The 20,526-nt window shown below is 64.3% G+C and carries 18 protein-coding genes; 9 read left to right on the plus strand and 9 right to left on the minus strand.

Features of this window, described 5'->3' with window-relative positions; all coding sequences use genetic code 11:
- Positions 1-16 precede the first annotated feature (16 nt).
- The 3 genes from BI347_RS07650 (at position 17) to BI347_RS07660 (ending at position 2,315) form a co-directional block, all read left to right on the plus strand.
- Entirely contained in the window at positions 17-691 is a 675-nt protein-coding gene (locus tag BI347_RS07650) for an META and DUF4377 domain-containing protein (RefSeq protein WP_071111813.1), read from the plus strand.
- Between the two features lie 48 nt (positions 692-739).
- Positions 740-1,408 (plus strand): DUF4377 domain-containing protein, encoded by a 669-nt coding sequence (locus BI347_RS07655; RefSeq protein WP_083338750.1) that lies wholly within the window; start codon positions 740-742, stop codon positions 1,406-1,408.
- Positions 1,409-1,493: 85 nt separating this feature from the next.
- On the plus strand, positions 1,494-2,315 hold the full coding sequence (locus BI347_RS07660; RefSeq protein ID WP_071115643.1) for a class I SAM-dependent methyltransferase: 822 nt from the start codon (positions 1,494-1,496) through the stop codon (positions 2,313-2,315).
- Positions 2,316-2,357: 42 nt separating this feature from the next.
- On the opposite strand, the gene BI347_RS07665 is transcribed toward BI347_RS07660, so the two are convergent.
- Positions 2,358-3,098: a glycoside hydrolase family 16 protein gene (locus tag BI347_RS07665; RefSeq protein WP_071111816.1), complete on the minus strand. Its 741-nt coding sequence runs from the start codon at positions 3,096-3,098 to the stop codon at positions 2,358-2,360.
- A gap of 169 nt (positions 3,099-3,267) precedes the next feature.
- Positions 3,268-4,896, minus strand: coding sequence for a methyl-accepting chemotaxis protein (locus BI347_RS07670; RefSeq protein WP_071111817.1), 1,629 nt, complete (start codon positions 4,894-4,896; stop codon positions 3,268-3,270).
- Between the two features lie 233 nt (positions 4,897-5,129).
- On the opposite strand from BI347_RS07670, the gene BI347_RS07675 reads away from it, so the two are divergent.
- A complete protein-coding gene (locus tag BI347_RS07675) occupies positions 5,130-5,951 on the plus strand; it encodes an HDOD domain-containing protein (RefSeq protein ID WP_071111818.1) in 822 nt (273 codons plus the stop codon).
- A 159-nt stretch (positions 5,952-6,110) separates the two neighbouring features.
- On the opposite strand, the gene BI347_RS07680 is transcribed toward BI347_RS07675, so the two are convergent.
- Positions 6,111-7,985 carry a ribonuclease catalytic domain-containing protein gene (locus tag BI347_RS07680; protein ID WP_071115644.1) on the minus strand — a complete coding sequence of 625 codons (1,875 nt, stop codon included), beginning with the start codon at positions 7,983-7,985 and terminating at the stop codon, positions 6,111-6,113.
- 116 nt (positions 7,986-8,101) lie between these two features.
- Between BI347_RS07680 and BI347_RS07685 the strand changes: the two genes are divergently transcribed.
- Positions 8,102-9,691 (plus strand): GGDEF domain-containing protein, encoded by a 1,590-nt coding sequence (locus BI347_RS07685; protein WP_239690844.1) that lies wholly within the window; start codon positions 8,102-8,104, stop codon positions 9,689-9,691.
- Positions 9,692-9,788: 97 nt separating this feature from the next.
- Here BI347_RS07685 and BI347_RS07690 read toward each other — a convergent pair whose 3' ends face one another.
- The 4 genes from BI347_RS07690 to BI347_RS07705 form a co-directional block, all read right to left on the minus strand.
- Positions 9,789-10,562 (minus strand): outer membrane protein OmpK, encoded by a 774-nt coding sequence (locus tag BI347_RS07690; protein WP_071111820.1) that lies wholly within the window; start codon positions 10,560-10,562, stop codon positions 9,789-9,791.
- 247 nt (positions 10,563-10,809) lie between these two features.
- Positions 10,810-11,127: an MGMT family protein gene (locus BI347_RS07695; protein ID WP_071115645.1), complete on the minus strand. Its 318-nt coding sequence runs from the start codon at positions 11,125-11,127 to the stop codon at positions 10,810-10,812.
- Positions 11,127-11,777 (minus strand): MBL fold metallo-hydrolase, encoded by a 651-nt coding sequence (locus tag BI347_RS07700; protein WP_071111822.1) that lies wholly within the window; start codon positions 11,775-11,777, stop codon positions 11,127-11,129. Before BI347_RS07700 ends, BI347_RS07695 begins: the two co-directional genes overlap by 1 nt.
- Positions 11,778-11,848: 71 nt before the next feature.
- Entirely contained in the window at positions 11,849-13,762 is a 1,914-nt protein-coding gene (locus BI347_RS07705) for a B12-binding domain-containing radical SAM protein (protein ID WP_071116363.1), read from the minus strand.
- Positions 13,763-13,949: 187 nt separating this feature from the next.
- On the opposite strand from BI347_RS07705, the gene BI347_RS07710 reads away from it, so the two are divergent.
- Entirely contained in the window at positions 13,950-14,264 is a 315-nt protein-coding gene (locus BI347_RS07710) for an ArsR/SmtB family transcription factor (RefSeq protein ID WP_071115646.1), read from the plus strand.
- A gap of 142 nt (positions 14,265-14,406) precedes the next feature.
- A complete protein-coding gene (locus tag BI347_RS07715) occupies positions 14,407-14,985 on the plus strand; it encodes a c-type cytochrome (protein WP_139166888.1) in 579 nt (192 codons plus the stop codon).
- 149 nt (positions 14,986-15,134) lie between these two features.
- Here BI347_RS07715 and prfA read toward each other — a convergent pair whose 3' ends face one another.
- The gene (gene prfA / locus BI347_RS07720) at positions 15,135-16,211 is read right to left on the minus strand and encodes a peptide chain release factor 1 (protein ID WP_071111824.1); all 1,077 of its coding nucleotides are present in this window, start codon (positions 16,209-16,211) and stop codon (positions 15,135-15,137) included.
- On the minus strand, positions 16,211-17,464 hold the full coding sequence (hemA, locus tag BI347_RS07725; RefSeq protein WP_071116365.1) for a glutamyl-tRNA reductase: 1,254 nt from the start codon (positions 17,462-17,464) through the stop codon (positions 16,211-16,213). The genes prfA and hemA overlap by 1 nt, the downstream gene beginning before the upstream one ends.
- On the opposite strand from hemA, the gene BI347_RS23495 reads away from it, so the two are divergent.
- A complete protein-coding gene (locus tag BI347_RS23495) occupies positions 17,435-17,728 on the plus strand; it encodes a hypothetical protein (RefSeq protein ID WP_139167191.1) in 294 nt (97 codons plus the stop codon). The genes hemA and BI347_RS23495 overlap by 30 nt on opposite strands.
- A gap of 133 nt (positions 17,729-17,861) precedes the next feature.
- Complete coding sequence (locus tag BI347_RS07730; protein WP_158020752.1) at positions 17,862-20,501, plus strand: TonB-dependent receptor plug domain-containing protein; 2,640 nt, start codon at positions 17,862-17,864, stop codon at positions 20,499-20,501.
- Positions 20,502-20,526: the final 25 nt, after the last annotated feature.

Raw genomic sequence — 20,526 nt, forward strand, 5'->3', positions numbered from 1 at the left:
AATAGAAGGAACGCGCATGCCCATCCTCAGCTCCATCCTGATCAGCGGCAGCATGATGATGCCGACCCAGGCGATGCCGAATCTGCAAAACACCGAATGGCGGCTGGAAGCGCCGGCGCAAGCCGCGCCGTTGCCGACGCTGAACATAGCCGACAGCCGCATCAGCGGCTTCGCCGGCTGCAACCGCTTCACGCTGGGGATAGACGACGACGGCAAGCATCAGGTTTCCGCCACCCGCAAGCTGTGCGCGCCGGAGGTGATGCAGCGCGAACAGGCGCTGCTGGCGCTGCTGGCCGCGCCGTTCCGCCTGCTGCCGGTAGAGGATGGCAAGCACCTGAGCCTGATGGCTGGCAAGACCCGCTACCGCTTTGCGCGCCAGCCGGCGCAGAGCGCGGCGGCGGAACCGCCCGCCGCGGTCGCCGCGGCTCCGCTGCCGGCGCCGGGCGAGCAATACTGGTATGTCGCCAGCCGGCCGTGCGCCGCGGCCGCGGGGCCGTCCACCTGCCTGCGGCTGCGCAGCAGAGAGGACCAGCCGTGGCGCAATTACGCGGGTTCGATCGCCGGTTTCGAGCCGGAGGCCGGCAGCCGCTATTACCTGAAATTGCAGGGTGTGCCGGCCGCCGACGGCCAGCCGGGCTTGCAACTGATGAAAGTGGTGTACCGGGAAACGGTGACGCCGTTGGCCGATTGAAGGAACCACCGCGCCGGCGGCGCGTCCTAGTCTATTTATCAGGAAACCATGATGTATCAACGCCTGTCACTGTTGACCTTGAGCGCGGCCTTGCTGACCGGCTGCGCCGGCACCGCTGCGCCCTCCCGTCCGGCCGTTCTTCCCACCCTGGACCAGCTGCAAGGCGAGTGGAAACAGACCAACGGCGGCGAGCAGGCCACCCTGCTGCGCATCGACCAGCAGCGGCTGTTCGCCAAGGCCGGCTGCAACGGCATGTTCGGTCCGGCCACGCTGGAGGACGGCAAGCTGCGCGCCGAGCATCTGGCTTCCACCATGATGATGTGCCCGCCGGAGGCGATGCAGCGCGACGCCAAATTGTCGCGGCAACTGGAAGCCGGCATGGCGGCCAGCCTGGGCGGCCAGCGCCTGACGCTTTCCGACGGCAAGGACGCGCTGGTGTTCGAGCGTCAGCCGCAGGGCGAAACCAAATTCATCTACGTCGCGCCGGAGCGCAAGGCCTGCGTCAGCGTGGCGCCGATGCAATGCCTGCAGGTGCGTGCGGACAAGTCCAAGGCTTGGGAACTGCACTACGGCGAGATCGAGGGCTTCAAGCCGGAACCGGGCGTCGCCTACCGGCTGCGGATCAAGGAAATCAACGTAGACAATCCGCCGGCCGACGCGGCTTCGATCCGCTGGGTGCTGGATCAGGTGATAGAGCAGGAAGTGATCAAACCCTGAGGCGCCGCCTGTCGGGCGGAGGTCCGGTCCGGCATGGGATGCCGCTCTGTTACAATCGCGGCATTCGTTTTTGCAGGAGGCCGCCATGAGCCTGATTCCCGAAATCAAACCGCAGCAGTCGCTGGAATTGCTCAAAGAGCTGCATATCCTCACCCGTGACGGCAAGATCAACCAGGACACCCGCCGCAAGCTGAAGCAGGTCTACCACCTGTATCAGTTCATCGAGCCCTTGATGGCCGACGTGCTGGAGGAGAAGGGCGGCATGACGCTGGCCGACCACGGCGCAGGCAAGTCCTACCTCGGCTTCATCCTGTACGACCTGTTCCTGAAGGACAAGCCCGCCGCCCGAGTCTACGGCGTGGAAACCCGCCAGGAGCTGGTGGACAAGTCCGACGAGCTGGCCAGGCGGCTGGGCTTCGCCGGCATGAGCTTCCTCAATCTGAGCGTGGAGCAGTCGATCACCTCGGACCGGTTGCCGGAGCAGGTGGACATCGTCACCGCGCTGCACGCCTGCAATACCGCCACCGACGACGCCATCCGCTTCGCGCTGGCCAAGGACGCCAGGTACATCGTACTGGTGCCGTGCTGCCAGGCTGAGGTGGCGGCGATGCTGCGGCAGAAGAAGAACGAGACTTTCGGCAAGACGCCGCTGTCGGAGCTGTGGCGCCACCCGATTCACACCCGCGAGTTCGGCAGCCAGCTGACCAATGTGCTGCGCTGCCTGCAGCTGGAGGCGCGCGGCTACCAGTTGACCGTCACCGAGCTGGTGGGCTGGGAGCACTCGATGAAGAACGAGCTGATCATCGCCAAGAAGACCGGCAAGGGCAAGGCCAGCGCGCGCGAGCGCCAGCTGGCCATCCTGGACGAGCTGAACCTGGGCGATCTGCGCGAACGCTTCGCCTATTGACGCGCAGCGGCGGTCCGCCTGGCCCGCCGGGTCTTCTCCCGCCTAGCGCGCCGCCGCCGGGATGAACTTGAATTCCTTGATCACCACTTCCACTTCCTTGCCGTCCTTGGGCGGTTTGCCCTGGAACAGCCACAGGTTCAGATGCAACGGCAACGGTTGCTGCGGCACGCGCTGTTGGGCATCGGCCGGGGCGAAGCGCCAGCTGGCGATCTGGTACTGGTCGCCGTCCTGGAAGCCGTGCAGCGACTGGTAATACACCTGGCTGGCGCTCCAGTTGAAGCGATGGGTGCTGTAGTCGCCGTTCAGATGGAAATCGAAGGTGGATGAGGTCGGCTGCACGCCGGCCACGGCGGGATAAACGGTGTAGTTGCCGATCGGATAGGAGGCGTCGCCCCAGCGCGAGAATTCGATGTCGACCTCGTTGCTGCCGTCTTGGCCGATGTCCGGCGTCGGGTAGTTGAACAGGCCCAGCACGATATTGTCGTCGAACAGGTCGGGGCGGCCTATCAGCTTGAACTGGTAGCTGCCGAAGCCCAGCCGCTGCGGCAGGTAGAGCTCGGCCGCGCTCCACTTGCCGCCCCGATGGGCGATCTTCAGGTGCAGCTGGCCCTGGGCGTCCAGCCAGACGTTGTTCTCGTTCCAGACATTGGGGCCGGGGCCGCTGCTGCCCTGGTTGCGCACTTCCCAGCGGTAGCCGGAGAAATTAATGGTCTTGGCGGCGGCCGCGCCGCACAAGATCAGGCCGGTCAGCAGGGCGGCGGCGATTCGCAACGATGTTTTCATGAGGGGGGGCCATTTGGCGACCCCGCCAGCTTGCCACAGCATGATTGCAGGAAACCATCCGCCGCGCCGCAAGGACAGGCGGCGGTTGCATGAAAACAGGCCAGCCGTGCGACTGGCCTGCGTCGATTTGCCCGGCGAGGCTCCCCTAGGAGCCGTGGATGGTTGGGCGCTACAGCCGGAAGCGCTCGGTCACGCTTTGCAGCGCGTGCGACAAGGCATTGAGCTGGCTGGAGGTGGTGGCTAGCTCCTCCACCGTGGCGCTGTTGGCCTCGGCCATCTGCGACACTTGTTCCATGCTTTGCGCCAGGCTGAGGCTGGCGGTGCGCTGCTCGCCCAGCGCGCTGGTGATGTTGCTTATGGTGCCGACGATGGACTGGGTGCTGCTGCCTATCTCCTCCATCGAATCGCTGGCCTCGCGCGCGCTGCCGGATACCGCGTCCACGCTGGCCAGGCTCTGCTCCATGCTGCCCACCACCTTGGTGACGCCTTGCTGGATGGCGCTGATCATCTGGGTGATTTCCTGCGCCGAGCTGGCGGTGCGCTCGGCCAGCTTGCGCACTTCGTCGGCCACCACCGCGAAGCCGCGGCCCATCTCGCCGGCGCGCGCCGCCTCGATGGCGGCGTTGAGCGCCAGCAGATTGGTTTGGTCGGCCACGTCGCGAATCACGGTGACGATGTTGCCGATGCGTTGCACCTCGCCGGTCAGGCCGCGCATCTGTTCCGAAGTGGCGGCCACCGCGTCGCTGACCGACTGGATCTTGCCCACCGAGGCCTGCACCGCGTGGCCGCCGCGCCCGGCGAGATCGCCGGCCTCCTTGGCCTGGCGCGACGCTTCGTTCGAGTTGTCGGCCACATGGTTGATGCTGACGGTCAACTGTTCAATAGTGGCGGCGGCTTCGGAGGTGGCTTCGGACTGGCGCTGGGCGCCGCCGGCCACCTGCTGCGCCATGCTGGCCAGCTCGTGGGCGGAGTCCGACACCTGGTTGGCGTTGTCCTTGATGTTGGACACCACCTCGCGCAGGCCCTGGCGCATGTGCTGGATGTTGCGCGCGATCTCTATCGCTTCGTCGCGGGAGGCCGGCAACGCCTCGTCGGCGCCGGACAGGTCGCCCTGCTGGATATTGCGCACCAGTTGCGCCGACCTTCGCAGCGGCGTGGTCACGAGATTGGAGATGAACAGCGCCACCACGATGGAAACCAGCAGCGCCGCGACGGCGGCGGCCAGCATGATGCCCACTGCCTGGCTGTAAGCGGTCTTGCTCTCAGCCGTCGCCTGCTGCACGCGGTCGTTCTGATAGGCGGCAAGCTCATTCAGGGCCTTCATGAAGCCCTCGTTGGCCGGCACGAAATGCTGCTTCAGGAAGACCACCGATTCGGCGTCCTTGTTGGCGCGCACCAGGGCGTAGAGCGGCGCGTATTGCGCCGACAGCACATTGCGCGCCTGTATCGCCCGGTCGAAGATTTCCCTGCCCTTGGACGAGACCAGCGCCTTGTCCAGCTCCTGCAGGCTGGCGGTGTTCTCGGCGCGTAGCGCCTCGATCTTGGCGATGACGGACTCGATCTCCGCCGGACTGCTGGCGATGATGGCGTCGCGCACCTTGCGCGCCACATCGAAAGTGACCAGCACGATCTTGTTGCACAGCGCGGCCTTGGGATAGCGGTTCTCGGTGATCTCCAGCTCCTTGGCCTGGATGGTGTCCAGCTTGAGGATGGCTGTGAAGACGATAGCGGCCAGGATCAGGATCAGCAGGCCGTAGCCCGCCAACAGCTTTTGTTTGACGGAGAGCTGATACAGCATTGATTTCTCCCTGGGAGAGGCGACCCGGACAGTGAGGCGCGGCGATGGGTCAAAGGCCTCCGCGTGTCCCATATGTTGAAAAATAGTTGCCGCGGCGGAAATAGGAAAACCCATTCTTCGCCGCGAATGCGGCGTTGCGACAATTTCCCCGCCCGATCGGACACGTTTCCCCTTTCTTTCACAGTGCCATTGCCTAAGCTCAAACCTCCAATGCCAGAGCGGGAGAGCGCGTTATGCAAGTAGCCGAGATCTTCGAGAAAGCGTCGGGCAAGCTGCCTATGGTGCCCAAGGTGGTGCAGGAGTTGGTGGCCAGTTTCCATCGCAACGATGTCGCGATCGACGAGATCACGGATAAGGTCGGACATGACCAGGTGCTGACTGCGCGGGTATTGCGGCTGGCCAACAGCGCGCGTTTCGGCAGCAGCCGCAAGGTGGGTTCGCTGGACGACGCGGTGGTGTTGCTGGGTTTCGATAATCTGCGGGTGTTGGTGATCGCGTCCGGCGTGACCGGCGCCACGCAGGGCATCCACGGTTTCGACATGAAAGCGTTCTGGGCGCGCTGCTTCGCCATGGCCAACACCGCCAAGCTACTGGCCAAGCTGGCCGGAAGGGACGCGCAGCTGGGCTATACCTGCGGCCTGCTGGCGAATATCGGCGAGCTGGTGTTGTACGTGGCGGTGCCGGAGCAGGCGCAGCAGATCGACAAGATCGTCGCCGGAGGCGCCGAACGCATCAGCACCGAGCGCATGCTGCTGGGCATGGACCTGACCGAGTTGGGGGCGGAGCTGGCGCGGCGCTGGAATTTCCCCGATGAGATCCAGGAGGCGATCTACAACCAGCACGACCTGCTGAACGAGGACGCTTCGCCGTACGCGCTGCTGATCGGCCTGGCCACGTTCCTGGTGTCGGGCTTCCGCAACGAGATGAGCGTGACCGACATGCTGGTCAGCCTGCCGGAGCGGGTGCTGGAGCGGCTGGGGCTGGACCGAGCGCGGGTGGAGGGTGCGATGGAGCCGCTGCAGCAGGCCTGCATCCAGGTGGACGACATGTTCTGAGCGCGGGTGTGTGGGGTTGGGCCGCTGCCCGCGCGCCAGGAGCCGGCATGGCGGCGCAATCCGGCATCCGCGCGCAGAAGGACGCCGCGCGGAACGCGGACAAGAAAAAACCGCCGCGCCTTGCGAAGGGCGCGGCGGCTGGCGGGTTTGGCGGGCGGGTCAGGCCTCGCCGTCTTCCTTGGCCTCTGCCACCTGCTCCAGCCGGCCGGTGTAGCGCAACTCCACTTCCTGCATCAGCTCGTCCACCCGCACCAGCGCCAGTTGCACGCGGTCGCCGCGGTTCAGCTCCGGCAGGCCGGGAATGCGCAGTCGCAGCGGCAGGCCGTCGATGCGCACCAGGTCTTCCTTGATGATGGTGGCGGTCGGCTCGTTGATGCCTTCCTGCACCAGATATTTCAGGCACCAGTAGTGCTCCATCTTGTCCTGGAACGACAGGTAGGCGCCGTAGGTGGCGTCGAAGTCGCGCAGGATGGCGAACAGCATGGCGTTGCCCTGCTCGTACAGCGGCTTTTCGCCGCGTATCATCGCCGCCAGCTGGCGCTGATTGACGAAGTCGCTGGCGCGGCGCAGCGGCGAGGTGCTCCAGGCATATTGCGCCACGCCCAGGCCGATGTGCGGCTCGGGACGGGTGGTCATCCGCACTTTGCCCATGCTCTGGGCGCGGTACATCGCCGGGATGTCGGCCTCGGCCAGCATCCGGCCCCACTCGCTGTTGGCCAGGATCATCAGCTCGGATACCAGCTTGTCCATCGGCGCGCCGCGCTTGCGGATGGTGATGGACACCTTGCCGTCGGCGACGTCGATGTTGTAGTCGTGCTGCGCCGGACGGGTGGGGTCGTATTTGCCGCGGCGCTTCTCCAGCGCCTCGGCGAACTGCCACAGCCAGGTCAGCTCGCGCTTGAACGGGTAGTCGGTGCCTGGGTCGTTGGCCAGCGTTTCCTCATTGAACACCCGTTCCAGCTGCGCGTGCCGCAGGTTGGCGGCGATGGGCACCAGTTCGATGCGGTTTTCGAAGGCTACCGGCTCGAATGCCGGCGTCACCTCGGCGTACAGCGAGAACGCCGGGCAGGCGCGGCCTTCCTGCAGCGTGAAGGCCGCCACCACGTCGTCGGGCAGCATGGTGATCTTGTCGCCGGGGAAATAGGCGGTGGACAGCCGCGACAGCACCATCTTTTCGATGTCGGAATCCACCGGCACGCCCAGCGTCGGCGCGGCGATGTGAATGCCGACGCGGGTGTTGCCGTTGGCCAGCGGCGTCAGCGACAGCGCGTCGTCGATCTCGGTGGTGTTGGCGTCGTCGATGGAGAAGGCCTGCACCTCGGCCAGCGGCAGTTCGGGCAGGGCTTCCGGCGGCGCGTATTTGCCGAAGCCGGCGCCCTTGGGGAAGTACTCCATCAGGAAGCCGGCCATCAGGTAGGCCGGCACTGACGGAATGCCGCCCACTTTTTCCGCCAGGCGCAGCGGCGCCAGGTTCAGCTCGCGCGCAGCCTGGTCGAAAGCCTTGTATTCCAGCGTGTTCTTGTCCGGCCGCCACAGCAGCGTCATCAGCTGCGAGCGGATGGCTTCCGGCAGCGCGCCGGCCTTCAATTCGCCCACCCAGCCGTCGATCTGCTCCTGTTCGCGCTTCTTGCGCTCCACGCCGGCCAGCGCGGCCTGCAGCGCTTCCTGCGGCGCCTTCTTGTAACGGCCCTTGCCTTTTTTGTAGAAGTACATCGGCGCGCCATGCAGGCGGCTGATCAGCGCGGCGGCCTCCGCGGCGGACGGCGCGTGGCCGAAATAGTCGGCGGCCAGCTCCTGATAGGCGAACTCGTCGTCCGGACTGCATTCCCATAGGAAGTCCAGATCGATATCTTCAGCCAGATTGTCTACCGCGGGCAGAAAATCGGCCAAGGGGGAGCTAAACTCCAGAAACACGTTGGCGCTTTTGAGCTTGGCGCGCTTGCCGTGCTGGGTGTCAACCTGCAGGCTGGCATCGCTGCGCGAGACAATGCTGCCAACCTTGAAACTGCCGCTCTCTTCGTAAAAAACGTTCATCAAAACATGCCAGGCCGTTGAATTCAAGGGCGGATTATAGCAGTTAGCCTGCCGGGCCGGCGCCATAAACTTGCAGTGGAGGCGGGCGGATCCGCCAGAAAACGGAACTCCACGTCATGAAACAGGCTGTGCCCATCCATCCCGGTCAACGTACCCATCTGGCGCGGGAAATCGACCGCATCGGCTACATGCTGGTGTCGCGCTGGGAGCGTCCGCTGGCCGCGCACCTGCTGTCGCTGGTGATGCGACTGGAGGACCTGGTGTGCTCGGTTGGACTGGGCGACATCGCCGTCGAGACGCGCGCGCTGGCCAGCTTGCTGCAGCAGTGGCTGCAGCAGCAGGCGGTGCCGTCGGAACAAGAACTCTACGGCTTGCTGCGCCACCATCTGGGAGTGGTCAGCCAGCTAGGGCTGATGGAGCGGCAAACGGACCCTGGCCGGGACGCGCTGGCTGCCCCGGACAACGATAACGCCCGTCTCTATCTGTGGCTGCCGGTCGGCATCGACGCCGGTCCGCTGCAAAGGCAGCTGGCCTGTTTCGGCTTCGAGGTCACCCTGCTGTCGCAGGCGGCCAAGCTGGCCAGGGCGCTGCAGGAGGCGACGCCGGTGGCGGTAGTGGCGTTCAGCGAATTCGCCGACAACGATCCCATCATCCAGCTGGCGCCGGCTGTCAGCAGCACCTGTCCGCTGGTGCTCACCTCGCCGCGGCGCGATTTTCCGGTACGGCTGGCCGCGACGCGGCTTGGGGCCTGCGGCCTTCTCGACTGGCCGCTGCAGGCCAACCAGCTGGTGGATCTGCTCAGGTTCGGCGACATCAGCGAACGGCGCGATCCGCTGCGGGTGCTGATCGTCGAGGACATGGCGTCGCTGGCCGGCTTGTACACCCAGGTGCTGGCCGCGCACGGCGTGGAGGCCACCAGCGAGACCAATCCGGAGAAGGTGCCGGAGCGGATCGAGCAGCTCAGCCCCGATCTGATCCTGATGGACATGTACATGCCGCAGTGCAATGGCATCGAGCTGGCCAAGGTGATCCGCCAGCAGCGGCTGCTGGATGGCATTCCCATCGTGTTCCTGTCGGTGGAGAAGCGCCAGGTGGTGCAGCTGGACGCGCTGACGCTGGGCATAGACGGCTTCCTGACCAAGCCGGTGGCGCCGGAGGAACTGGTGGTGACGGTGATCAACCGCGCGCGGCGCTACCGCAAGCTGCGTTCCTACATCGCCAACGACAGCCTGACCGGCCTGCTCAACCATTCCCACCTGCATGGCCAGATGGACAGCGGCATCCTGCGCGCGCGGCGCGATTCGCTGCCGCTGTCGCTGGCGATGCTGGACCTCGATTATTTCAAGAGGATCAACGACACCTACGGCCACCAGGCCGGCGACCAGGTGCTGCTTAACCTGGCGCGCTTTCTGAAGGAGAGGTTGCGCCGCACCGATCTGGTGGGACGCTATGGCGGCGAGGAGTTCGCCATCGTGCTGGGCGGCATGCCGATCATGCGCGCGCACCAAATCATGGACAGCCTGCGCCAGGACTTCAGCCAGCTGGAGCAGCAGGCGGAAAACCGTTCGTTCCGCCAGACCTTCAGCGTCGGCATCAGCTCGCTGCAGACCGCGGAGGATTCCATCAGCCTGGTGCAGCAGGCCGACGAAATGCTGTACCGCGCCAAGGAAGAGGGCCGCAACCGGGTGGAAAGCCGCGGCGGCTGAGCTGGCAAAACAAAAGCCCCCGCGCGGGCGGGGGCGTTCAAGCGGCGGAGCGGCTCCGCCGTCCTGCCCGCGCAAGGCGGGCGAGGCAGTCCATCAATTACTTGATGTTGTACTTGATCGAGTAGATCACAGCGTTCTGATAGGCGGTGCTGCCCAGCTTCTGATCGGCGTAGCGGTACTGGATGCCGGTGGTCACTTCCTTGGTCGGGGTCCACCACAGCGCGACGGCACCGTTCTGGCCTACGCGCGGCTGGCCGCCGCTCTTGTAAATGCCGATGAACTTGTCCTGGCGGTCCAGTTCGGTTTCGTGCCATTGGGTCAGCATCAGGTTCTGGCCGAAAGCCTGGAACGGATACAGCATCACGTAACCGGTCATGAAACCGTTGAAGCCCGAAGCCGAGCCGGGTTGACCAGAATCCATCTCGTTGTGCACGCCGAAGAACGGCTTGATGCTCAGTGCGCCGAAGCTCAGATCGGTGCCCAGACCCAGAACGCGGTTCTGGGTGAAGAATTCATTGCCGCGGGTGTCGTAGACGTGAGCGTACAGCTGTACCGGCACGCCACCGATGTCGGTCAGGTTGTAACGGCCAATCACCTTCGTGGTGTAGCGACGGTCTTTGGTGCCGGTGCCGTTGTTGCCCTTGCCCGGGTTTTCCAGGTCGAAGAAGCCATACAGCTCGCCCCATTTGGCGCCCAGGCCACCTTCGGCTTCCAGGTAGCCGAAATCGCGCTTGCCGCTTTGTTCGGTAGTGCGATCCGACCAGTCCAGCCAGTTGGCGCTGACGTTTGCGAAAGAGTATTCACCGCCGGCATGAGCCAGCGCGGAGGTGGCCAACAGAGACAGGGCCAGCAGCGACTTGCGAGTTTTCATTGTTTCACCAGACTATTTTTCATGTAGTAACCGTCCGACAAGCTGTCGGCGAGCGCGCGCAGATTAGACTCAGAAATGGCCTTATGCAAACAATTTGTCACGTGCCTGTCGCTTTTCTGCAAAGAATCATTGCATTTTTGTAGCAAAATGACGTTGACGTTACATTGTGGTGGAAAAATGCCACATGGAAATATCTCTACGTGAAGATAAGTATCTGAGCAACCGGGCGTTTCCGGCTTGCGGCAGGTCAAACGCCGGAGTCGGGCCAGCCGTAACGGCGCAGGTCAATCTTGCCGCTGGCATTGAATTCCACGCCCTCTTCCTCCAGCAGCAGGCGCTGCCAGTCGGCGTGGTGGCTGCCGGGGCGCGACAGCCGGCCGCCGGCGCCCAGCACCCGGTGCCAGGGCGCGGCCAGGCCTGCCGGCAAGTGGCTCAGCAGGTGGCCGACATGGCGGGAGTGGCGCGGATAGCCGGCGCGTTCGGCCAGCTGCCCATAGGTGGTGACGCGGCCCGGCGGCAGCTCGGCCAGCAGCGCCAGCACGCGGCGGGCGAATTCGGGCGGCATCAGCGGTAGCGCGGGTTGGCGACGTAGGGATTGCCGCGTTTTTCCGCGCCTATGGTGGTGAGCGGGCCGTGGCCGGGCAGCACGGTGGTGGCGTCCGGCAGCATGAACAGCTTCTGCTGGATGGCGTCCACCAGTTGCTGGTGGTTGCCCATCGGGAAATCGGTGCGGCCTATCGAGCCCTGGAACAGCACGTCGCCGGCCACCAGCAGGCCGGCCGCCGCGCTGTAGAACACCACGTGGCCCGGGGTGTGGCCCGGGCAGTGGATCACCTGCAGCGTTTCCTCGCCCACGGTCACCGTGTCGCCTTCCTCCAGCCAGCGGTCGGGGGTCAGCGGCTCGCTGCGCGGGAAGCCGAACATCTTGCCCTGGGTGGGCAACTGGTCCAGCCAGAAACTTTCGCTGCGTTCGGGGCCTTCTATCTTCACCCCCAGTTGTTCGGCCAGCCTGGCGGCGCCGCCGGCATGGTCGATATGGCCGTGGGTGAGCAGCAGCTTCTGCACCGTCAGGCCCTGGCTATCGACCCAGGCGCGTATGCGTTCGATGTCGCCGCCGGCGTCGATGACGGCCGCCTGGCGGCTGACGCTGCACCACAGCACGCTGCAGTTCTGGGCAAACGGGGTGACCGGGATCACATGGTATTTCAAGGACATGGCCGTGCTCGTGGCGAAAACGCAATCCGCCATTGTGGCACGGGCGGCGCGCGCTGGGGAGGCCCCGCGCGCTAGCCGCGCAGCGCGCGCGCGATGAACTGGCGCGGTACCTGGGGCCTGGGCACCCGCTGGTCGAACCAGGCGCGCACGTCGCTGTCCAGGCCGATGCCGTGCATGTAGTTGTACAGCGCCTTGTTGAGCGCGCGGCCCATAGCGTCGTGATCGGTGCCGGTGGGGTCGATGAAGCCGACATCGTTCTTGCCGAAGTTGCCTTCCGGCAGCGGCACCAGCTTGACGCCGTATTCTTCCGGGTTCTTGCCCACCGGCGAGTGCACGGTGCAGGCGAAGCGGTGGAAGAAGCCGGACTGGATGCAGCCGCTGTCGAACAGCTGGCGCACGTATTCCAGCGCGTCCACCGTGTCCTGCACCGTCTGGGTGGGGAAGCCGTACATCAGGTAGGCGTGCACCAGGATGCCGGCTTCGGCGAAGCCGTAGGTGACGCGCGCCACCTGCTCCACCGACACGCCTTTCTTCATCAGCTTCAAGAGCCGGTCCGACGCCACTTCCAGCCCGCCGGAAATGGCGATGCAGCCGGATTCGGCCAACAGCTGCGCCAGTTCCGGCGTGAACGACTTCTCGAAGCGGATATTGCCCCACCAGGAGATGGACAGATTGCGCCGCAGCAGCTCTTCGGCCAGCGCCTTCAGCATCTTGGGCGGCGCCGCCTCGTCGACGAAGTGGAAGCCGGTCTGGCCGGTCTCGGCGATGATGGCCTCGATGCGGTCCACCAGCACCTCGGCCGACGCCGTCTCGTAGCGCGAGATGTAGTCCAGCGTCACGTCGCAGAAGCTGCATTTCTTCCAGTAGCAGCCGTGGGCGACGGTGAGCTTGTTCCAGCGGCCGTCGCTCCATAGCCGGTGCATCGGATTGAGCATGTCCAGCAAGGACAGGTAGCGGTCTATCGGCAGGCCGTCCCAGGTGGGGGTGCCCACCTCGGAAAACGGCACGTCGGCTTCCTGCATATTGACGTAGCGGACCGAGCCGTCTTCCTGGCGCAGGAAGGTGCGCACCAGCCGGCTGGGTCCGCGCTTGCCCTGCAAATGTTCCAGCAGCGCCAGCAGCGGGCGCTCGCCGTCATCCAGCGTCACGAAGTCGAAGTAGTCGAACACCCGCGGCTCGGCCAGTTCCCTGAGTTCGGTGTTGACGTAGCCGCCGCCCAGGCAGGTCTTGATCTCGGGATGGCGGCGCTTGATGGCCTGGGCGATGCGGAAGGCGGCGTACACCGCGCCGGGGAAGGGCACCGAGATCAGCACCAGCTGCGGCTGGTGTTTTGCCACCGCGGCCTGCACCAGCGCGTCCAGCGTGTCGTCCACCCAGTTGGGCGCGGCGGCCAGCGCCCGGGCCAGCGGCTCGAAGCTGGGCTGCGACAGCGCCAGCGATTCGGCGTAGCGGACGAATTCGAAGCGCGGGTCCACCGCGTCGCGCAGCACGTCGGCGATGTCGTTCAGGTACAGCGTGGCCAGATGGCGGGCGCGGTCCTGGCTGCCCAGCGCGCCGAAGGCCCAGGCCAGCGGGTCGCCGCCTTCCGGATCGTCCGGGTCCACGTACACGTCCAGAGCGGCGAAGCGCGGGCCTTCCGGCAGGTAGTTGCGGCCGGCGATGCGGTAGGACAGCGTGGCGTCGCGGCCCTGCAGGAAGGCGATGGCGCCGTCTATCGTCGCTTGGTAGCGGTCGAATTCGGCGTCGAACTGTTGCAACGCGGCCGAGCGCTGGCGCAACGGCACCTTGCGCACGTGTTCGCGCAGGGTTTGCATGCCGGCGCGCGAAAACAGCTTGAGCACCAGCGCCAGCGCCAGGTCTTCCTGAGCGGCCGGCACGCTGCGCGAGCGCAGGAAGCCGGTGAGATAGGCGGTGGATGGGTAGGGCGTATTCAGCTGCGTCATCGGCGGGATGAGCGACAGCACGCGCAGCGGGCTTGCAGACATGGCGGTGGACAATCCGGCGGGTGGTTCAAAAAGCATAGCCGGGCAAACGCCCGGCTGTGCGCGATTGTCCCACAGCGTGCCGCCAGCGGCTAGGCCGCCGTGGCCGCAGCGTTTTAAGATATGTTGAATGATATAATATCAATTGATATATTGAATGCAAGCCACTATTTGCAAAGCGAGTTTTCCCATGGATGTCCCAGTCATCGCCATCGCTGATATGCGCGCCGCCGCGGATCAGGCATGCGGCCTGCTGCGGGCGCTAGCCAACGAGGACCGGCTGCTGCTGCTGTGCCAGCTCAGCCGGGGAGAGCAGTCGGTGAGCGAGCTGGAGCAGGTGGTGGGCATCCGCCAGCCGACCTTGTCGCAACAGCTGGGCGTGTTGCGCGGCGAGGGCCTGGTGGCGACTCGGCGCGACGGCAAGCGCATTTTCTATTCGGTGGCGGACGTCAAGGCGCTGGCGCTGTTGACCGCGCTGCACCGGTTGTATTGCCCCAAGAAGTGAGGAACGCGCTGGAAGCGCTTTGTCGTCGGGAGTCGGCGCGTGCTTTCCCGCCGCTGACGGCGCGGATCCCGTTCCAAGGACGTGGGAAATCGGCGGGTCTGCCGCATATAATTCACCCGTCATCAACGATGGAGCTTACCGGGTGAAAACGGGCCGACTGATTTTTCTGGGATGGATGGCGATGGCGTCCGCGCTGGCGGCGCCGCAGGCTGTCCAGTTGTGCGCCAGCTGTCATGGCGCGGACGGCAACAGCGCGTCGCCGCGGTTTCCGCGGCTGGCGGGCCAGCAGGCGGCGTTTATGGAGCAGCAGCTTGAGCTGTTCCGCGAGCGCAAGCGCGACGACAAGGGCGCGCACCAGGCCGCGCTGGGCAAGCTGGACGCCGCGGCCGTCAAGGGCCTGGCCGCTTATTTCGCCGCGCAGCAGCCGGCGGCCAATCCGGCGGCGGGCGCCGACGCCAAGCTGCTGGCGGCGGGGCGCAAGCTGTTCATGGAGGGCAATCTGGCGGTGGGCACGCCGCCTTGCTTCTCTTGCCACGGCGACCGCGGCGAGGGCAACGCGACGGCGCCGCGGCTGGCGGGCCAGCACTCGGCCTATCTGCTAAGCCAGTTGCAGGTGTTCGACGTGTCGCAGCGGCCGGCGGCGGCGGAAATGCAGGAAATCGTCAAGACCATGAGCGCGGACGACATCAAGGCGCTGGTCGCCTATATTCCAGGCATGTAGCCGGCAAAAGAAAAGGCCGCGCTAGGCGGCCCCACGCTCGGAGAAAAACGCCCATCCGGTCGGGCAGGCGGGACAGGCACAGGCTGCGGTTGCGGCCTGTTTTTTCTATAGCGGATTTTAGCGCCGCCGACGGCATGGGGCAATCTCGCCTAGTCGCCCAGCGCCGCCAGCAGTTCGGCCTGCTGCTCGGCCACCAGCGCGTCGGTCAGCTCGGCGATGTCGCCGTCCATCATCTGGTCCAGCTTGTACAGCGTCAGATTGATGCGGTGGTCGGTGATGCGGCCCTGCGGATAGTTGTAGGTGCGGATGCGTTCCGAGCGGTCGCCGGAGCCGATGAGCCCCTTGCGCTCGGCCGCCTCCTTCTGGTTCTTCTCGCGCAGCTGGATGTCGTAGATGCGCGCCGCCAGCACCTGCATCGCGCTGGCCTTGTTGGCGTGCTGCGAGCGGCCGTCCTGGCATTCGGCGACGATGCCGGTGGGCAGGTGGGTGATGCGCACCGCCGAATCGGTTTTATTGATGTGCTGGCCGCCGGCGCCGGACGCGCGGAAGGTATCGATGCGCAGGTCGGCCGGGTTCAGCACCACTTCGGCGATTTCGTCGGCCTCGGCCATCACCGCCACCGTGCAGGCGGAGGTGTGGATGCGGCCTTGGGTCTCGGTGGCCGGCACCCGCTGCACGCGGTGGCCGCCGGATTCGAACTTCAGCCGCGAATAGGCCCCCTGGCCCACCAGCCGCACGATCGCTTCCTTGTAGCCGCCAAGGTCGGATTCGCTGGCGGAGACGATCTCCACCTGCCAGCGGTTGCGTTCGGCGTAGCGTGTGTACATGCGCAAGAGGTCGGCGGCGAACAGCGCGGCCTCGTCGCCGCCGGTGCCGGCGCGGATTTCCAGGAAGATATTCTTGTCGTCGTTGGGGTCCTTGGGCAGCAGCAGCTTCTGCAGCTCCAGCTCCAGCTGTTCCAGCTTGCGCTTGCCATCCAGGATTTCCGCCTGGGCGAACTCCTTCATTTCCGGATCGGCCAGCATGTCCTCGGCGGCGGCGATGTCGCCTTCGCATTGGCGGTAGGCGGCAAAGGTCTCCACCACCGGCGTCAGCTCGGCGTGCTCGCGGGTGAGTTTTCTGAAGGCCTCCATGTTCTGGGTGGCCGTTTCGCTGGCCAGAAGGTGGGTCACCTCCTCCAGGCGGTCAGCCAGTTGCGACAGCCTGGCTGCAATAGACGCTTTCATTACGACTCCGGATGTAAACGGTAAAGCCGCGCGATGGTCTGCACCTGCGCGTCGTGCTCCGCGCCGCTGCCCGAGGACAGGGCCTGGGTGGGCGGGTGCATCAATTTGTTGGTGAGCTGGAGCGACAGCGCTTCCAGGACTTTTTCCGGCGCGTCGCCACGCGCCAGTTGTTTCATCGCCGCCTCCAGCGCGTGGCGGCGGGCGCGGTCGGCCTCGTCGCGCAGCGCGCGGATCAAGGGCACGGTCTCGCGCTTCTTCAGCCAGTCGGAAAATTCCGCCACCCGCGCCTGGATGATGGTTTCCGCCTCCGCCGCGGCGCTCTGCCGCGCTTCCTTGCCCACTTCGACGATGCCGGCGATGTCGTCGACGCTGTACAAGAACACGTCGTCCAGCTGCGCCACTTCCAGTTCGATGTCGCGCGGCACCGCCAGGTCCAGCATGAAGATCGGCCGGTGGCGGCGCTGCTTGATCGCCCGCTCCACCATGCCCTTGCCTATCATCGGCAGCTGGCTGGCGGTGGAGGTGACCACCACGTCGTAGCGCGCCAGGGCGTCCGGCAGTTCCGACAGTGTGATGGCATTGCCGCCGAACTGCTCGGCCAGCCGTTGGCCGCGTTCCAGTGTGCGGTTGGCCACGGTGATACAGGACGGGTTGCGCGCCGCGAAGTGGGTGGCCACCAGCTCTATCATCTCGCCGGCGCCGACGAACAGCACGTTCAGCTCGGCTATCGATGGAAAGATCTGCTCGGCCAGCTTTACCGCGGCGGCGGACATCGACACCGAACTCGAACCCACCGCGGTGTTGGAGCGCACCTCCTTGGCCACCGCGAAAGTGCGTTGGAACAGGCCGTTGAGCATGCTGCCCAGCGTGCCGGCGTTTTCCGCGCTGCGCACCGCGTCCTTCAACTGGCCCAGGATCTGGGTTTCGCCCAGCACCATCGAATCCAGGCCGGAGGCCACGCGAAAAGCGTGGCGGGCGGCGTTGGACGCTTCCATCCGGTACAGGTAGGGCTCAACCTCGGCCAGGCTCAGGCCGTGGAACTGGCACAGCCAGGACAGCGCGGCGTGCGGGTCCGGACTGCAGCAGTAGATCTCGGTGCGGTTGCAGGTGGAGACGATGGCCGCCTCGCGCGCGGCCCGCGAGGCCACCAGACTGTCCAGCGCCCGAGGCAGGGTTTCGGCTGGAAACGCCAGCTTTTCCCGTATCGACAGCGGAGCCGTGTGGTGGTTGAGTCCGAAGGCAAGCAGATGCATGGGCGGAAAGTGCCGCAGACGAAAACAGGCCATTTTAGCCTAAGTGGGCGGCGGCGTCCCGCGGAGCGTGCCCGGACGGCATGGCGGCGGCGCCTGATCCGGGTGGGCAAGCGCTGGCGCATATCGTCTGCGCCGCGAGATGTTGTTTTGTTGAGACAAGAACAAAAAATCATTTCGTCACCGGCATTAACAAAAAAACACAATTTCAATCAAAGTTTTAACAAACTTTCTGATTTCGCCTTTCGTTCGGCTGGCGTGGCATGAGGTGGCGAAGCATTTGCCATGCCCGATGATTAATGCCATTTTCATCGCGAGTCGCATGTTTCACGCATGTGACAGTGGTGGCACAGATTTGCGCCAACGCAGCGCGAACACCGTGATGAACAAAGGGAAAATGATGAGAGTCAAGATTTTGGCCCAGGCGATAGCCGCCATCGGCCTGTTGGGGAGCGGCTTTGCCCATGCCGCGGATAGCAGCGACAGTCAACTGGAGCGGGTGACCATCACTGGCTCCAATATCAAACGTATCAACACGCAAGGCGCGTTGCCGGTTGAGATTCTGAAAAAAGAGGACATCGCCAAAACTGGAGCGTCTACCGTCGCCCAACTGCTGGATACTCTGACTTCCATTTCCAGCGTTACCGCCGGCACCAGCAGCACCAGCTTCGTGCCCGGCGCTGCCCATGCCAGCATGCGCGGCATGGACGCCAAGTACACGCTGATTCTGCTGAATGGCCGTCGCCTGGCCAGCTATGCCCAGCTGGAAAGCGGCACCGACTCCTTCACCGATCTGAACACGCTACCCTTATCCGTCATCGAGTCAGTAGAGATCCTGCGCGATGGCGCCTCCGCGATCTACGGTTCCGATGCGGTTGCCGGCGTGATCAATTTCAAGACCAAACGCAACTATCAAGGCGTGGACACCTACGCCCGCTATGGCCAGACTTCCGCTGGAGACGGCGCGGAGCAGGCCGTCGGCGTATCGGCGGGCACCGGCGATCTGAACAAGGATGGCTACAACGCGTTGTTTTCGTTCGACGCGTATCATCGCGAGCCAGTGTTCTACAGCAAGCACGATGCGATCAAGAGTCGAGATTTCCGCCGGTTTGGCGGTGACGACAACCGTTATCTGAGTACCTGGGGCGGCTGGCGCACCAGCCCCAAGTCGCAGTATACCGCGATGCCCTATTGTCCTTTGCCGTTGGTAACCAAGGCAAGCGGGCAAACCATCTGTCCGATTGACTACGACCGGCAGGATGCTCAGGTATCACCACGCACCTCCCGCTACGGCCTGTTGTCCGTGTTGACGAAAAAGCTGGACGCGGACAGCCAACTTTATGCGGAACTGGGTTTCAACCAGACCAAGACCTATCTGCAAGGCGGCAATAACTTCCTCAATGGGATCACGCTTGCTCCGGGCGACGCCGCTTATCCGACTGATCCGAGCCTCATCGCCGCTTTGAAAGCGCAAAACCCTGGCTTCACGCCCGGCAAGGACAATATCACCATTTACCGTGGCCTGAACGAAGGCTGGGGCCGAGATCGGGAGGCCACCAGCAATACCTATCATGCCGTGTTCGGCTACTCCACGTCGCTGAAGGACTGGGACTTTGACGCCTCCGTAAATTTCAGCGGAAACAATGTCACTAACAATAATCAGGACTACCTGACCTCGTTGGAGGATTCGCTGGGCACCGGCAATCCGAGCGGCCCGACTTACAATCCGTTCATTCACGGCAACCCGGCCTCCAGCCTGGCGCCGTACCAGGCGCTGGACGTCAATAAGGCCTCGACCAGCCTGCAGGCGCTGGAGCTGAAGGCGTCGAAGAGCGAATTGTTCAATCTGCCGGGCGGTGCGGCCGGTTTCGCCACCGGCATCCAGTGGTGGCGTGAGACGCTGGTGAGTACGCCGGATCTCAACAGCCAGCAAGGCCTAGTGATGAATTCCGCGCCGCAGAGCTACCTGGATGCCAGCCACAGCATCTTCGCGGCCTATGGTGAATTCAACTTGCCGCTGGCCAAAAACCTGGAAGTGCAGTTGGCCTTGCGTGGCGACCATTACAGCGACTTTGGCAACACCATCAATCCTAAGGTCGCCTTCTCGTACCGGCCGATCAAGGAAGTCATGTTCCGCGGTTCCGCGACGTCCGGCTTCAAGGCTCCGTCGTTCACCCAGCTGAACCTGACCCGCACCGCCTACGGTTCGGTAAAGGACTACGACCAGTGCGCCCAGCAGGGTATCCCGGCCAATAAGTGCCCATCCAACAGCACCAAGATCGTCAGCGGCGGCAATCCGAACCTGCAACCGGAAACCAATGACAGCTTCAGCCTGGGCGTGGTGCTGCAACCGGTGAAGGATCTGTTCGCCTCGGTGGACTTCTACCGGATCAACCAGAAAAATGTCATCAACGCGGTTGACCTTGAGGACGTAGTCACCAATCCGGCCAAATATCCCGGCGCGATTGTTCGCAAGCCGGCCGGCTCCGGCGTGCTGGGCGACATAGACTATGTCAACACGCCGTATCAGAATGCTGGCGGCCTGAGCACCTCTGGACTAGATTTCGATCTGCGTTACGACTGGTCGCTGGGTGGCTATGGCAAGCTCAAGCTGGAAAACCAGCACAGCCGTCTGTTGAGCTTCAAAGACCACAAGTTGTCGGGCGATCCCTGGTTGGAAGAGCTGGATTATGCGATTCAGCCGCGTTGGAAGAATGTGTTCACCGCCGAATACAGCTATGACAAATACTCGGTGGGCATGACCGCGCGCAGCTATGCCGGTTACAAGAATCTGGAACAGGCGATTTCCAAGACCAGCACCTTGCAAGGCAAGCCGGGCCGCATCCCGAGCTATACCGCGCTAGACCTGGACTTCACCATCTCTCCGCTAAAGAAGCTGAAGATCGGCGGTGGCGTGAAGAATATCGGGAATCGGACTCCGCCATACTTTATCAACAGTTCGACTCCCGGCACCTTCTCCGGCAGTGATACCGATCTGTGGGGGCGCACCTACTACCTGAACGTCAACTACAAATTCTGATAGCCACGCTAACAAAGACAGCCGC

Origin of the sequence: Chromobacterium sphagni (genome assembly GCF_001855575.1) — a bacterium.
Lineage (GTDB): Bacteria > Pseudomonadota > Gammaproteobacteria > Burkholderiales > Chromobacteriaceae > Chromobacterium > Chromobacterium sphagni.

Bases quoted from the DNA above. Each gene is read 5' to 3' on its own strand.
- BI347_RS07705 (WP_071116363.1), bottom strand. From the start codon at position 13,762: ATGTCTGCAAGCCCGCTGCGCGTGCTGTCGCTCATCCCGCCGATGACG.
- BI347_RS07685 (WP_239690844.1), top strand. From the start codon at position 8,102: ATGAAACAGGCTGTGCCCATCCATCCCGGTCAACGTACCCATCTGGCG.
- BI347_RS07700 (WP_071111822.1), bottom strand. From the start codon at position 11,777: ATGTCCTTGAAATACCATGTGATCCCGGTCACCCCGTTTGCCCAGAAC.
- BI347_RS07730 (WP_158020752.1), top strand. From the start codon at position 17,862: ATGAGAGTCAAGATTTTGGCCCAGGCGATAGCCGCCATCGGCCTGTTG.
- BI347_RS07690 (WP_071111820.1), bottom strand. From the start codon at position 10,562: ATGAAAACTCGCAAGTCGCTGCTGGCCCTGTCTCTGTTGGCCACCTCC.
- BI347_RS07675 (WP_071111818.1), top strand. From the start codon at position 5,130: ATGCAAGTAGCCGAGATCTTCGAGAAAGCGTCGGGCAAGCTGCCTATG.
- BI347_RS07710 (WP_071115646.1), top strand. From the start codon at position 13,950: ATGGATGTCCCAGTCATCGCCATCGCTGATATGCGCGCCGCCGCGGAT.
- BI347_RS07670 (WP_071111817.1), bottom strand. From the start codon at position 4,896: ATGCTGTATCAGCTCTCCGTCAAACAAAAGCTGTTGGCGGGCTACGGC.
- BI347_RS07665 (WP_071111816.1), bottom strand. From the start codon at position 3,098: ATGAAAACATCGTTGCGAATCGCCGCCGCCCTGCTGACCGGCCTGATC.
- prfA (WP_071111824.1), bottom strand. From the start codon at position 16,211: ATGAAAGCGTCTATTGCAGCCAGGCTGTCGCAACTGGCTGACCGCCTG.
- BI347_RS07695 (WP_071115645.1), bottom strand. From the start codon at position 11,127: ATGCCGCCCGAATTCGCCCGCCGCGTGCTGGCGCTGCTGGCCGAGCTG.
- BI347_RS07655 (WP_083338750.1), top strand. From the start codon at position 740: ATGATGTATCAACGCCTGTCACTGTTGACCTTGAGCGCGGCCTTGCTG.
- BI347_RS07660 (WP_071115643.1), top strand. From the start codon at position 1,494: ATGAGCCTGATTCCCGAAATCAAACCGCAGCAGTCGCTGGAATTGCTC.
- hemA (WP_071116365.1), bottom strand. From the start codon at position 17,464: ATGCATCTGCTTGCCTTCGGACTCAACCACCACACGGCTCCGCTGTCG.
- BI347_RS07650 (WP_071111813.1), top strand. From the start codon at position 17: ATGCCCATCCTCAGCTCCATCCTGATCAGCGGCAGCATGATGATGCCG.
- BI347_RS07680 (WP_071115644.1), bottom strand. From the start codon at position 7,985: ATGAACGTTTTTTACGAAGAGAGCGGCAGTTTCAAGGTTGGCAGCATT.